Genomic DNA, 13812 nt, shown 5'->3' with positions numbered 1-13812 from the left:
CATAGATTTATTTTATCATAATATTAACTTATTGCAACACCAGCTTTAATATTTTCCATTATTTCCCTGCTCCTAGCAATTAATTCTTCCTGTTTTAAATCTCCAAGCTTAAATGCAATAATAGGCTTTTTATCATTTTTAAAGCTTATATTTCTATTATATTTACCAATTAAAGCATTTACTAAATCACCTTTTATATAATCATTGCTTTCAAATTGAAATAAAAGCTCATTTCCTTTTTGTTTAATCTCTTCTATTCCAAATTGTTTTCCTATACTTCTTATATAAGCTATATTAATAAGATTTTCGACTGAAGGAGGAATATCTGAAAATCTATCTATAAGCTCATCTTGAATTTCTATCATATCTTCAAAGGAGCTGATTGCCGCAATCTTTTTATAAACTTCTATCTTTTGCATTTCATCGCTTATATAGTCAACTGGTATAAAGGCATCAACCTTAAGCTCAACTGTTGTTTCAATAGGCTCCTTGTCGATTTCACCTTTAATAAGCTTAACCATATCCTCAAGCATTCTGCAGTAAAGGTCATAACCTATGGCAGCCATATGTCCATGCTGAGCAGAACCCATCATATTTCCGGCCCCTCTTATTTCAAGGTCCTTCATAGCGATTTTAAAGCCTGACCCAAGCTCTGTAAACTCTTTAATCGCTTTAAGTCTCTTTTCAGCCACTTCAGTTAAAATTTTATCTTTTCTATAAGTTAAGTATGCATAAGCAATTCTATTTGAACGCCCTACCCTTCCCCTTAGCTGATAAAGCTGAGAAAGGCCCATCTTATCCGCATCATTAATTATTATTGTATTTACATTTGGAATATCCATACCTGTTTCAATTATAGTTGTTGAAACCAGTATGTCATATTCATTTTTTACAAAACCTATTACTACTCCTTCAAGCTCCTTCTCACTCATTTGTCCATGACCCACAGCAATTCTAGCTTCAGGTACTAGCTTATGAAGATAGGAAGCCGTATCCCTTATTGTCTCAACTCTATTATAAACAAAATATACTTGACCGCCCCTGTTTATCTCTCTCATTATTGCATCTCTTATAAGCTGGTCATTAAACTCCACCACATAGGTTTGTATAGGATATCTTTCTTCAGGCGGAGTTTCTATAACGCTGATATCTCTAACCCCTACAAGAGACATATGAAGAGTTCTTGGTATAGGTGTAGCAGATAAGGTCAACACGTCTATATTCTTTCTAAACTCTTTCAATTTTTCCTTATGTGTAACACCAAAACGCTGCTCCTCATCTATAATCAAAAGTCCTAAGTCCTTAAACTGAAGGTCCTTTGAGAGCAGCCTGTGAGTCCCTATAAGTATATCTACGTTGCCTTCTTTTACTGCCTTTAATGTAGCCTTTTGCTGAGCCGCAGTTCTAAATCGGCTTACCATATCAACTTTTACAGGAAAATCAGAAAATCTCTGTACAAAATTATTATAATGCTGCTCTGCAAGTATAGTCGTAGGCACAAGGAAAGCCACCTGCTTTCCATCCATAACCGCCTTAAAGGCCGCACGAATTGCTACCTCAGTCTTACCATAACCTACATCGCCGCAAAGAAGTCTGTCCATAGGCTTATCTGACTGCATATCTCTTTTAATGTCTTCTATAGCTGTTATTTGATCTGGTGTTTCGTCATATGGAAATTCTTCTTCAAATTGTTTCTGCCAAACAGTATCCTTCGAAAAGCTGTGGCCTTTTAAAGTTGCACGAACTGCATAAAGCTTGACTAAATCCTCAGCAATCTCTTCAATAGATTTCTTAACCTTACTCTTTGCTTTAGCCCATTCAGTTCCTCCAAGCTTATTTATTTTAGGATTTTTCCCTTCCTGTCCAATATATTTTTGAACTAAATCAAGCTGGTCAACTGGCACATAGAGCATATCTCCTGAATCATAGCTTAACTGCAGATAATCCTTTATATGCCCTTGAAGTTCAAGCTGCTTAATACCTCTATAAACACCTATACCGTGATTAGTATGAACTACATAGTCTCCAACCTTAAGCTCAGTAAAACTTTTAATCTTACTTACTCCTTTTTTAGGTTTAGAGGTTTTCTTTCTTTTTGCTTCGCCAAAAACTTCCTTGTCAGATATTACGCAAACCTTTAAATCAGGATATTCAAAGCCTCTAAGCTGATTGCCAAAGGTTATAACCACCTGTCCCAAAGCTATATCGTTAACTATATCGCTGTAGCTGCTTTCTATTCCTCGATCCCTAAGTGTAGCCACCAGCCTTTCTCCTCTAGGTCTTGTACCTGAAAGTATAACTGTTCTAAAGCCCCTAGCCTTTTTATCTTTAATGTCTTCAATCAAAAGATCTAACTGCCCATGATAATTGTGAAGAGTTATTTGTGTAAAACTTATAATAGCTCTTGGAGCAAGTATCTTAGTTGATTTAGGTATAGAATTTAAAGTAAGTACATTGCTGTAAGTCAATTTTTCTAACAACTCTTCCTTAGGAACAAGAAGATTGCCCTGTTTAGGAAGAATATTTCCAAGCTGAAGAAAGCTTTTATAGTTTTCTTCAAACTCAAAGTAAACACTATCAAGCTTTCCCTGACATCTTTGAACATCATCTATAACAACAAAACCATCTTGGAAAAAGTCTAAAAAACTTGAAGTATTGTTGTAAAAATAAGGCAGATAACTTTCTATAGTTTCAAAACTCCAGCTTTCCTTTAATGATTCTAAATTGCCTTTAATTATAGAGTTTATCTTTTCCATAGCTTCCTTATTCTTTTTAGATTTAAGGGATGCTAAAACAAGCTTCAAATCTTCTTCTATATCAGCTGAAGCTTTTAATATATTTTCTCTATTTAAAATCATTTCCTTGGCAGGAAATATTTCAATACTCTTAACCTTCTCTATACTTCTTTGGGATTCAGTATTAAAAGTTCTTATGGAGTCTATTTCATCTCCAAAAAGCTCTATTCTGTAAGGAAGTGCCCCAAGAGGAGGATATATATCCATTATTCCTCCTCTTATAGAAAATTGTCCTTTTGCTTCTACTACATCTACCCTTTCATAGCCTGCTTGAATAAGCTTTTCATTAAGTTCATTTATATTAAGAGTATCGGAAACTGAATATTTAAAGGTATACTCCTTATAGAGTTCAAATGGAATATATTTTTGTGCTAAAGACTCAATTGAAGCAACTATAATTTTCTTGCTCTTCTTGCTCATTTCTCTTATTACTTTAAGTCTTTCCCACCTTAAATCTCCAGATATAGCATCAATGTTATAAAACACTACTTCCTTAGTTGGAAAATAGAATACATTTGGAATATATAGATTTAAATCCTCATATAAATTTTTAGCCTCTACGTCGTTGTGAGTTAAAATAAGAAACGGCTTGTCTAATTCATCATACACTCCATGTATTAGATAACCTCTGGCAGACTCAGAAAGCCCAAATACACCAATTGGGTATCTGCGCTTTTCTACAGCATTTATAATCTCTTCAAACTCTTTACTCTGTTTTAAAGGCTGCATTAAGCCCTTTAATCTCATTGTAACACCTCTGTATTTCCTGCATTATTCATTATTCATTAACTTTAAAGCCATTAAACCTGTTCATAGCCTCTGTAACTCCATTTGTTATAATAGCTTCAACTGCCTGCACAGCAGCTGGAAAGACTTTTTCCAAGGTATCTCTCTCTTCTTTTGGAAACCTTCCCAGTACATGCGGAATAAGTCCATGTTCTGGCTGTCCTACTCCTACTTTCACACGCGGAAAAACCTCAGAAGATAAGTGAAGAATAATATTTTTTATACCATTATGACCTCCTGCACTTCCTTCAGGTCTAACTCTAAGCCTTCCAACTTCAAGACTTACATCATCATATATAACTATTATATTTTCCTTTGGAATTTTATAGAAACCTGCAGCTTCGATTACACTCTCACCGCTCAAATTCATGTATGTAGATGGTTTTAACAAAAGTACCTTTTCTCCATTTATTGTACCATCTCCGCACACTCCTTTAAATTTTGTCCTGTTAGGAGTTATCTTATACTTATCAGCCATAAAATCTACTATATCAAAACCAACATTATGCCTTGTATGTCTATATTCATCACCTGGATTTCCTAGTCCAACGATTAAGTACATCTCTTACATCTACCTCCGCATCATCTTGTGTTAGTTAAAGGTCTACAAATATTTTTTGTTTCTAATGAAAATTTAATTCTTCATTAAGTAAAGAACACAGCACTTTACTTCTTTATCTTACCCGAAAAAAACAAAATAATAAAGAGACTTTAAAAGTCTCTTTATTTTAAACTTTTCTCCGAAAGCGTTATTTTTGCTTGATATGCTTTCCCATTTCTCCATATTTTACAGCTTACAGAGTCGCCCGCTTTATACTTTTTAAGAAGTTCTTGAAGCTGTTGCATACTATCTATCTTAACTTTATCTATTTCAACAATAATATCGCTTGGCTTTATTCCTGCTGCGGAAGCGCCCGAATTAGGTGTAACTTCTTCAACATAAACCCCTTTTACTCCACTGTCTGCTTCAGGAACTGCGCTTCTTCCTTGTATTCCAATAAGAACATTGGGCTGTTCCTTAGAAGTGGGCTGCTTATCAGGAGTGCTGCTCTGTGCAGTTGCATTTACTCCGCTCATTATTTTACTAACTATATCCTTAACATCATTTATAGTTATAGCAAACCCCATACCTTCTACATTGTCATCAGAACCAAGTTTTAAACTATTTATTCCTATTATTTCTCCAGCCTCATTACAAAGCGCTCCGCCGCTGTTGCCCGGATTTATTGCTGCATCTGTCTGAAGAACTTTATATCTTGTTGTTACTTTCCCGGTTCGATCCTGTATGCTTATATTTCTATTTACAGCACTTATTATACCCGCCGTAACACTTCCTGCAAACTCATCTCCAAGAGGATTACCAATAGCAATTGAAAGATCCCCTGTTTTAACCTTAGATGAATCCCCGAACTTTGCAACCGGCAAGCTGTCTGCATCAATTTTTATAACGGCTATATCCCTGCTTGCTTCAGCACCTATAAACTTGGCCTCAAAAATTTTGCTTGTATTAGGAAGCTTTACTGTTACCTTTTCCGCGCCTTGAATAACATGATAATTAGTTACTATATATCCTTTTTTATCAAAAATTATTCCAGAACCGCTTCCATTGGTTTTTTCTCCAAAAAAGGTCTCAAGCTTATTGCTGATTCCAACTACAGTTGGACCTACAGTTTCTGCAACCATTGTTATTGAATTCTTGGGTATATCGGTAGTAGGAGTATTTGTTTTAGCCTGTTCTAACATAGATGGGTTGTTTTGCCCATACACTAAAGATAACTTGGAATATTTTGTATCAACAACATAATAAGCAACCGTACCTCCTGAAACAGCGGCAACAAGAATAAAGGCAACACCTTTTAAAAAGCCCTTAAATCTGGCATTTCTTTTATTATTTCTAAATTTTATAGTTGAACAGTCATCGAGATGACCATCACGACTTACATGTCTCCAAGATGCATCATTATATTCATTATATTGGTTGCTATCCATTCAAGATTTTCCTCCTACAAACAAAACTCCATATTATTTATCTATATATATTCTAATACAACACTTTTACAAACCTATGAATAAAATATGATTAATTATTTAATTCTTTTTAATGTAAAGATAAAAGTTACACCTTCACCTTCTTTATTTTCTACCCAAATGTCTTCACCATGCTGTGTTAAAATATTTCTTACAATAGGGAGTCCAAGCCCCGTACTAATCTTTTGTGTTCTTGACTTATCAGACTTATAAAATCTATCCCAAATATGAGGCAAATCTTCTTTAGCTATTAAAGGGCCACTGTTAAACACTGAAACAAGTACTTTTTCACCTTTTACTTTCGTACAAATGTATATTTTCCCACCTTCATTGACATATTTTATTGCGTTGTCAATAAGATTAGTCATAACTTGAATAAGCCTATCTCTGTCTCCTGCTACATATTGGTGCTCCAAGTTAAAGCATACATCCACATCAAGCTTCTTTTCTTTAATTTTTGTTTCGAATTTTATTACTGTAAGCCTTATAATTTCATTTATATCAAATTCGTCTATTCTAAGTTTAAATTGGCCTGCTTCAATTGCAGAAAGGTCAAGCAAGTCGTTTACAAGCCTTGTTAATCTTTGAATCTCCTCATAAGTTATGCTTAAATAATAGTTCTCTTTATCCCTTGGTATGACACCATCTAGTATTCCTCCTATAAAGCCCTTTATAGAAGTTATAGGCGAACGAATTTCATGTGATACATTGGATATAAACTCTCGTCTTGCTTTCTCAACCTTTTCAAGGCTGTCTGCCATATAATTAAACGACTCTGCCAGCTCTCCAATTTCATCATTAGAGTTTATCTCGACTCTTTTTCGTACATCGCCTTTGGATATTTTTTTAGCAACTGCATTTATAGCTGCAAGCTGTTTTATCAATATTCTTTCTGAAAAATAGTATATTATGAAGCAAGATATTATTATTGCGAATATTGCAGTAATCCATATAATTCTATAAACATTTTTAAGAGGACTTCTTATCTCGTCTAAAGGAGTACTCATTATAATCGCTCCATAAAAAGTCGAATCACTGTCAATAACCGGTATTCCATATATATGAGATTGATTTTTAATTATATCTCCATAGGTTCCTGTCATCTCATATATTTTATTAAACCTCATTTCCTCAAGACCTTTTGTGAAAATCTGTCTGGCAATAAGCGACTGATATTTTTCGTCTGAAACCGCATAAACATATCCACTTTTGTCTTCAAGCCAAATATCTGCGGAGCTATAAGCGCTGAAAAACTTAAGTGCCTCATCTCTCTGAGCTGCTGAGTATTCCCTATCATCTTCTCTATTTTTAAAAAAATCAAATACATAGGGCTTGATAAATAAAGACTCTTTTTCAAGCTGATGTCTTCTTTGATTAAAATAGTAGTTCTGGAACCAAACTGAAAGAAAAGCCGCTATAATTATGAAGCTTAAAGCTATAATTATAGTGTAGGTAAAAACCATCTTAGAAAACAGTCCTTTTTTTAGTCTGTGATAGAATTTCATCTACTTCACCTCAAACTTATATCCTACACCCCATACGGTTTCAAGCTGCCAGTTAGCTCCTCCTGCAAGTTTTTCTCTAAGTCTCTTAACATGTACGTCAACAGTTCTTGAGTCTCCAGGATAATCATAACCCCAAACCTCACATAGAAGCTGTTCTCTTGTAAAAACCCTATTTTTATTATTTGCAAGATAATATAACAGTTCAAACTCCTTTGGAGGCATTTTGATTTCTTGTCCCTTATATAAAACATTATAAGAATTTATATCTATGACCAAATCTTCAAAGCTTATAACTTCTTTATTCGTATTTTCTGTATTATATCTTCTAAGCACAGCCTTAGCTCTTGCGAGAAGTTCCTTTGGTTCAAAAGGTTTTACGATATAATCATCTGCACCTAATTCTAGTCCCAATACCTTATCAAAAGTTTCTCCTTTTGCAGTAAGCATAATAACTGGAGTTTCATAATCTCTTCTTATCCATTTTAAAACATCTATCCCGTCAACATGTGGAAGCATTATATCTAAAAACACTAAATCCGGCTTATAATCAGTAAAAGCTTCTTGAGCACTTCTGCCGTCATGACATAACCTGGTAGAGTAACCTGCACTTTCAAGATACATTTTTATTACTTCACATATATTCTCATCATCGTCAACAACTAAAACCTTTCCTATAGTTCCTTCCATATATAATTCCTCCTTTTAGTCGGAAACACTGAGCAATTAAAGATTACTCGCTTCCGCTCGCTAATTGCTCGTTAAAGGTCATTTAGACCTTTAACCTCCTAATTAGATACAATTCTTTAACGTTTCACTAGTCTAACTATAATTTATCATAAAAGCATTGTATTTATATATAGTATGAGTAAAAAGTTACAAATAATTTACTTATAGAGCATAATTAAGAATCAATAATGAAGAATTAAAAAAATAGGGTGGAGAATCCAAACTCAGCTTCTCCACCCTACTTTAAAACATAACCCAATTATCTTTCCCTCTAGCCTTTAACCGCACCTACTACAACGCCCTCTAGGAAGTATTTCTGCAGAGAGAAGAATAGTATGAACATAGGCAGTGCTGCAATTGTAGCACCAGCCATCATTGGTGCAAAATAAGTTGTATTGGCAAAACGGAAACTCTTAAGTCCAACTTGTATAGTCTGCATTGCTGCGTTACTAGTAACAAGGAAAGGCCAGAAGAATGTATTCCAGTTATCCATAAAGGTAAGTATTGCCATTACAGCTAAGATAGTCTTAGAAAGCGGAAAAATAATTTTAGTAAATATCTGCAGTTGATTACAGCCTTCTATTTTTGCACTTTCAATTATTTCATAAGGTAAAGTTGACATGAACTGTTTTGCTAAAAAGATATTGTACACCCCGCATAGTCCCGGAAGAACTAATGATGCATATGTGTTTGATATCCTAAAAGTATTAACAACAAGAATATAAAGAGGAACCTGCACAACTTGATAAGGAATCATCATTGAGCAAAGGAACATAGTAAATAATACATTCTTTCCTGGGAACTTGATCTTTGCAAACGCATAACCTGCCATACCTGCAAATATAACATTTGATAAAGTCACTATTGTTGCAACAATCAATGAATTTAATATCCATCGTAAAGAATGTGGACTAAATTTAAAGAAAAATTTATAAGAATCTAAAGTCAGCTTTTGCGGAAGCAGAGAATAACTCGCAGCTCCTGCTTCAATAGGGTCTGCAAAAGAAGAAATAATCATAAAATATATAGGGAATAATGTAAACGCAGCAAAAATTATCAAAATAATTATAGATATAGCCTTACGTATCATGATACTTTTGTTGTTTTTATTATAGTTACTATAAAATGACATTTACAGCAGCCTCCTTCTTTAATTAATACGTAACATCGTCACCCAAAAACTTAAATTGGAAAATAGAAATAACCGCAATTATAGCTGCTAATACTAATGATTGAGCCGCCGCTTTACCAAAGTCTGCATATACAAACGCGTTATTAAATATCAATAATCCAACCATTGTTGTTGAATTATTTGGTCCTCCTCCAGTCATCATATAAGCATTCATAAATACTTGGAAAGAACCAATTACTCCTGTTACAAGTAAAAATAATGTTGTGGGCTTAAGAAGTGGTATTACTATATACCTAAGTTTTTTGAAAAAAGTTGCTCCATCTAAGTCGGCAGCTTCAAAATAACTTTCAGGTATACCTAGAAGCGCTGCAATGTATATTATAATACTTGTTCCATGTCCAGAAAGCCAGGACATAAGCAAAAGTGACAGCATTGAAGTCTTACTTGAACCCAGCCAATTCTGATTACTTATACCAAGGAAGCCTATCAGCTTATTAAATAAACCTTCAGGCATAGGATCATAAATCCAAAGCCACACTACTGATAAAGCAACCCCTGATGCAACTGCCGGTAAATAATATATAGCTTTAAACATAGTCTGCATCCATTTTTTTAAAGGAAATATTAATACTGCAATAGTAAAAGAAATTACTAATGAAACAGGTACTGTAAACACAGTATAAACCAATGTATTCTTTATTGCCTTGACAAATAGCTTGTCTTTTAACAAGCCTTTATAATTATCTAAACCTATCCATGTAGATCCAAGAGGTCTGTATTTTTGAAAGCTAATAATAAGAGCGCTAATTACAGGATATAACGTAAACATACAGAATATAATTAGTGCAACTGCAATGAATATATATCCCCAAATATAATCGCCTTTTATTCGATTTTTCTTTTTATTTCCAATCTCCATATGCTCCTCCTAATAATCTCATTATAGAACAGCCAATCATACATTTACGTATCAATGTTAAATAATATATCTCACCTGTTTAATAATAGGTGAGATATATTTTATTTATATTTAATCTTTTACTATTTTGTCTTCACCAAAGGCTTCTATAGCTGCAGCCTTAACAGCATCATACATTTGCTGAGGAGTAATTTCATTAGCAAGTAATGCCTGAAGTTTTGGTACTATAACCTGGTCTTCAAGTTTAATATGTTTTGCACCAAGTTCAGTTGGGATGTCCGGTCTAGCTTCAGCGGCACTTTTTATAAGATTTTCAACAGCTTTTGCGTTATCTTGATTTCTTGTAATTGTCATGCTCTTTGCAGCCTCTGCTCCACTTTTAGTAATTTGTGCAACAAACAAATCATTATTAGTTGTTGCCGCAACCTTGCCAGAAGCTAAGAAATAAGCTGCTTTAACAACGTTTTTATCATGTTCTGCATTTTTACTGTTCTTTCCTTTAAAGGTTACATATCCATCTACAGCAGGAGTAGCTTGCTGTTTATTGCTTCCAAATGTAGGAACTGGTAAAACAATATAGTCAACCTTAATACTATCTTTTACTGCACTACCGTCTTTAGCATCAATTTTTTTGTTATTTTGATTAGCAGAGTTTTCAAATACAGCTAACCCTTTACCGGTAATCATGGTTTTACCTGTAAGGAACATATTCCAACGCATACCTGCATTTACTGAGCTTAATTCCTTAGGCATTGAACCATCATCGATAAGAGTTCTTATGCCCTTTAAAACTTCAAGGAAGTTTTTGCTTGTATACGCATATTTTAAGTCTTTAGTAAATGGTGAAGGCATTCCAGCTTCTTTAGTAAGAATTCCTAAATAATCCTTTGCAGCAACACCTGAACAAGCAAACACAAAACCATATCTTGAAGGTTTTCCGTTAGCTGTTACAACTCCCTTTTTAATAGCTTCTCTGAACTGATCGAATGTCCATCCATTTTGTTGAATAGACTTCCAGTCGATTCCTGCCTCTTCAAGGTATTGTTTATTTCCGCCAAGCGCATGGATTTCCATATATGCTGGAAAACCATATAAACCTTTAGCATTCTTCATATAATCAAGTGGAACTTTTTCAAAATCATTAACCATTTCATCTGTAGCAAGCTTGCTTATATCCATAACCATGCCTGAATCAGCATATTTGGATATTCCATCCGAGCCCATAAAAGCAATATCTGGAGGGCTTCCTGCATTAACTTGAACATCTAACTTTTGAGTCATATCTTCCCAGCTTGCTGGTTCTATCTTAAGAGTTAAGTTAGGATATTTCTCATGGAAATCCTTAGACATTTGTTCAAAATTTTTCTGATAATTTGGTGAAACTGGTGGAAGCAATGCTGTGATGGTATCCGGTTCATCCGAACCTTTTCCTGCAGAATTAGTTGCAGCGGGCTTGCTTCCACAGCCTGTTAATGCTGTAACGCCTAAAGACACTGTCATTGCAACTGCAATAAGTTTTTTAACATTTTTCATTGTATATCCCCCTTTAAAATTTAATTTATATATTATATTTTTTGAATATCTCTCTTAATACCTATAGAATTGCGGCAAATGCTCTTTGTGAGCTTCTAAAAGCTCATCTAATACTATTTTTCCATATCTTTGCGAATGAACTAATGGATTTATCATCATTGCCAGAAGAGCTTTGTTATAATCCCCTGATACTGCCGCTTCAGCTGCCGCTATTTCAAAGGATTTTATCTCCTGAACCAATCCTTTAGCTGCCTTTGGAAGTCTGCCTATAGGCATTGGAATTGGACCATTTTTTGTGATCATACTAGTAATTTCTACAACCTCATCATATTCAAATTCCTGCATAACACCTTTATTTACTGTATTTACAACTTGAATATCACGTTTATCATTATAAATTGACGCTATAAGATTGCAGGCTGCATCGCTGTAATAAGCTCCTCCTCGTTTCTCAAGAAGCTTTGGCTTTTCGTCAATACTTTCGTCTTTATATATTTCAAAAAGATCTTTCTCTATTCCCTTAACGCTTTCAGCTCTTGTTCCATTAACCTTAAACTTTTCTATAGCTTCTTCTAAGGACTCTTTAGCCATATAGTAATATCTAAGATATGGAGAAGGTATTGCTCCTAATTCTTTAACAAATGCATTACTCCATTCTGTACCGCTTATATTCTGCATACTTTGGTTTCCCCATTTGCTAAGCACATATTCTGTCTTATCTTCGCCATTTGCATATACGCCTGTAACATAACCCATATGGTTTAATCCGCCAAAGGATATTCTTACATTTTTTTCTTCCTCATTTAATATTTCAGCAACAGCCTTATGCATATTTATAGGAACATTGCATAAACCAACTACTTTCTTTATATTGCTGTACCTATTCACTGCTTCAGTTATTATACCTACCGGATTAGTAAAGTTTATCAGCCATGCATTAGGACAAAGCTCCTCTATATCTTTGCAAATATCTAAAATAACTGGAACTGTTCTAAGAGCCTTAAACAGCCCCCCTGCTCCATTAGTTTCCTGTCCAAGCATTCCATGGCTAAGAGGTATCCTTTCGTCTGCAATTCTTGCATCCAAAAGTCCAACTCTAAGCTGAGTTGTTACAAAGTCAGCCTTTTTTAATGCTTCTCTTCTATTAAGCGTTGTGAATAGTTTTATTGGAACTCCAGCCTTTTTAATCATACGTCTTGCTAATTTTTCTATAATTTCTAACTTATTTTTGCCTTCTTCACAGTCTACCAGCCAAAGTTCTTCTACAGGTAATTCGTGATATCTTTTAAGGAAGCCATCTATAAGTTCAGGTGTATAACTTGATCCTCCTCCTATAGTAACAACCTTAATTCCTTTTTTCATAGCAATTCACCCCCTATGTACATAATTTGAAATCTATATAGTCAATAAATATTAACTTTCATATTCCATGAAGAAGTTAAGTAAAGCTCCAATTTTACCTGCATCATTTTTCAGCCTACAGGGCTCAATAGCCGTATATTCTTCTAAATGTTGATAGATAGAATATACTTTTTTCTTCAAATCATTTATAAATATCGGTTCTTCGCTTATGCCTCCGCCAATCAGTATTTTTTCAGGATCAAAGCATACTGCTACGTTTCCAACTACCATGGCTAACTTAGTAAGCCATCTATCGTAAATTTTTTTAACATCGCAGTTATCAAGATTTTTAAATATGTATTTCCCATCTATGTCTCTTCCTAATTTGCTGCTTACCTGCCTTACAAGACCAGAGGTTGCTGTTGCAGCTTCAAAAACTTCTTTGCCTGTTTGATTAGATGAATTAACATACATAAATCCAAATTCACCTGCTTTGAAGTTTCGCCCTCTTAGCAATTTTCCATCATTAATTATGGCCCCTCCGATTCCTGTACCTATTGTTATTACACATATATCTTTACATTCAACCCCGCTGCCCTTCCACATTTCAGCCAATGCAGCACAATTACTATCATTTTCTACAGAAATTCTATAGCCTGTACTTTTATTCAGCTCCTCTTTCAGATTATAGGCTCTAAAATTCTCACCCACACTGAAATCAGTATTAATTCCTGTCTTGGGATCTATAAACCCTCCCATACTAATTGTTACTCCATTTATCTCGTAAACCTTTTCTTGAACCTTAATGATATCTATTAATTGAGCTAAAAACTTCCTCGGTTCTTTTTGAGTGGGTACTTTATCACTAAATATTTCATTTGCTTTTTCATCAAATATTCCATATTTAATAAAAGTTCCCCCTATATCAAATGATAAATAATTTCCCATTGCAGTGTTCTCCTTGATGATTAAAAACTAAATATTTCCTTAGATAAATTATATCAATTTTGGCATAAACTTTCAACAATTATTTTCGAAAATAAAAAT

At 34.2% G+C, this 13812-nt stretch carries 10 protein-coding genes; all 10 read right to left on the bottom strand.

Going from position 1 to position 13812, the window contains the following annotated elements; translation table 11 throughout:
• Positions 1 to 23: 23 nt before the first annotated feature.
• Positions 24 to 3542: a transcription-repair coupling factor gene (gene mfd, locus JK636_RS14155; protein WP_202749667.1), complete on the bottom strand. Its 3519-nt coding sequence runs from the start codon at positions 3540 to 3542 to the stop codon at positions 24 to 26.
• Between the two features lie 31 nt (positions 3543 to 3573).
• The gene (pth, locus tag JK636_RS14150) at positions 3574 to 4143 is read right to left on the bottom strand and encodes an aminoacyl-tRNA hydrolase (RefSeq protein WP_202749666.1); all 570 of its coding nucleotides are present in this window, start codon (positions 4141 to 4143) and stop codon (positions 3574 to 3576) included.
• Positions 4144 to 4304: 161 nt separating this feature from the next.
• Positions 4305 to 5570 carry a S1C family serine protease gene (locus JK636_RS14145; RefSeq protein WP_202749665.1) on the bottom strand — a complete coding sequence of 422 codons (1266 nt, stop codon included), beginning with the start codon at positions 5568 to 5570 and terminating at the stop codon, positions 4305 to 4307.
• Between the two features lie 95 nt (positions 5571 to 5665).
• A complete protein-coding gene (locus tag JK636_RS14140; RefSeq protein WP_202749664.1) occupies positions 5666 to 7114 on the bottom strand; it encodes a sensor histidine kinase in 1449 nt (482 codons plus the stop codon).
• Positions 7115 to 7801, bottom strand: a complete 687-nt coding sequence (locus tag JK636_RS14135; RefSeq protein WP_202749663.1) for a response regulator transcription factor — start codon at positions 7799 to 7801, stop codon at positions 7115 to 7117. It lies immediately after the preceding gene.
• A gap of 310 nt (positions 7802 to 8111) precedes the next feature.
• On the bottom strand, positions 8112 to 8972 hold the full coding sequence (locus JK636_RS14130; RefSeq protein WP_202749662.1) for a carbohydrate ABC transporter permease: 861 nt from the start codon (positions 8970 to 8972) through the stop codon (positions 8112 to 8114).
• A 22-nt stretch (positions 8973 to 8994) separates the two neighbouring features.
• A complete protein-coding gene (locus JK636_RS14125; protein ID WP_202749661.1) occupies positions 8995 to 9891 on the bottom strand; it encodes a carbohydrate ABC transporter permease in 897 nt (298 codons plus the stop codon).
• A 111-nt stretch (positions 9892 to 10002) separates the two neighbouring features.
• Positions 10003 to 11424, bottom strand: a complete 1422-nt coding sequence (locus JK636_RS14120) for an ABC transporter substrate-binding protein (protein ID WP_202749660.1) — start codon at positions 11422 to 11424, stop codon at positions 10003 to 10005.
• Positions 11425 to 11478: 54 nt separating this feature from the next.
• Positions 11479 to 12786 carry a 6-phospho-beta-glucosidase gene (locus tag JK636_RS14115; RefSeq protein ID WP_202749659.1) on the bottom strand — a complete coding sequence of 436 codons (1308 nt, stop codon included), beginning with the start codon at positions 12784 to 12786 and terminating at the stop codon, positions 11479 to 11481.
• A gap of 51 nt (positions 12787 to 12837) precedes the next feature.
• Positions 12838 to 13713 carry an ROK family protein gene (locus tag JK636_RS14110; RefSeq protein WP_202749658.1) on the bottom strand — a complete coding sequence of 292 codons (876 nt, stop codon included), beginning with the start codon at positions 13711 to 13713 and terminating at the stop codon, positions 12838 to 12840.
• Between the last annotated feature and the right edge of the window lie 99 nt (positions 13714 to 13812).

The sequence above is a fragment of the Clostridium rhizosphaerae genome (assembly GCF_016765585.1).
Classification (GTDB): domain Bacteria; phylum Bacillota; class Clostridia; order Clostridiales; family Clostridiaceae; genus Clostridium_AT; species Clostridium_AT rhizosphaerae.
The sequence above is the reverse complement of the archived record's forward strand: the minus strand, read 5'-3'. Positions and strand labels throughout refer to the sequence as shown.

What these genes read in the sequence shown, in the direction of transcription:
- JK636_RS14110 (WP_202749658.1), bottom strand. Translation starts at nt 13,713, where the DNA reads ATGGGAAATTATTTATCATTTGATATAGGGGGAACTTTTATTAAATAT.
- pth (WP_202749666.1), bottom strand. Translation starts at nt 4,143, where the DNA reads ATGTACTTAATCGTTGGACTAGGAAATCCAGGTGATGAATATAGACAT.
- JK636_RS14125 (WP_202749661.1), bottom strand. Translation starts at nt 9,891, where the DNA reads ATGGAGATTGGAAATAAAAAGAAAAATCGAATAAAAGGCGATTATATT.
- JK636_RS14140 (WP_202749664.1), bottom strand. Translation starts at nt 7,114, where the DNA reads ATGAAATTCTATCACAGACTAAAAAAAGGACTGTTTTCTAAGATGGTT.
- mfd (WP_202749667.1), bottom strand. Translation starts at nt 3,542, where the DNA reads ATGAGATTAAAGGGCTTAATGCAGCCTTTAAAACAGAGTAAAGAGTTT.
- JK636_RS14130 (WP_202749662.1), bottom strand. Translation starts at nt 8,972, where the DNA reads ATGTCATTTTATAGTAACTATAATAAAAACAACAAAAGTATCATGATA.
- JK636_RS14135 (WP_202749663.1), bottom strand. Translation starts at nt 7,801, where the DNA reads ATGGAAGGAACTATAGGAAAGGTTTTAGTTGTTGACGATGATGAGAAT.
- JK636_RS14115 (WP_202749659.1), bottom strand. Translation starts at nt 12,786, where the DNA reads ATGAAAAAAGGAATTAAGGTTGTTACTATAGGAGGAGGATCAAGTTAT.
- JK636_RS14120 (WP_202749660.1), bottom strand. Translation starts at nt 11,424, where the DNA reads ATGAAAAATGTTAAAAAACTTATTGCAGTTGCAATGACAGTGTCTTTA.
- JK636_RS14145 (WP_202749665.1), bottom strand. Translation starts at nt 5,570, where the DNA reads ATGGATAGCAACCAATATAATGAATATAATGATGCATCTTGGAGACAT.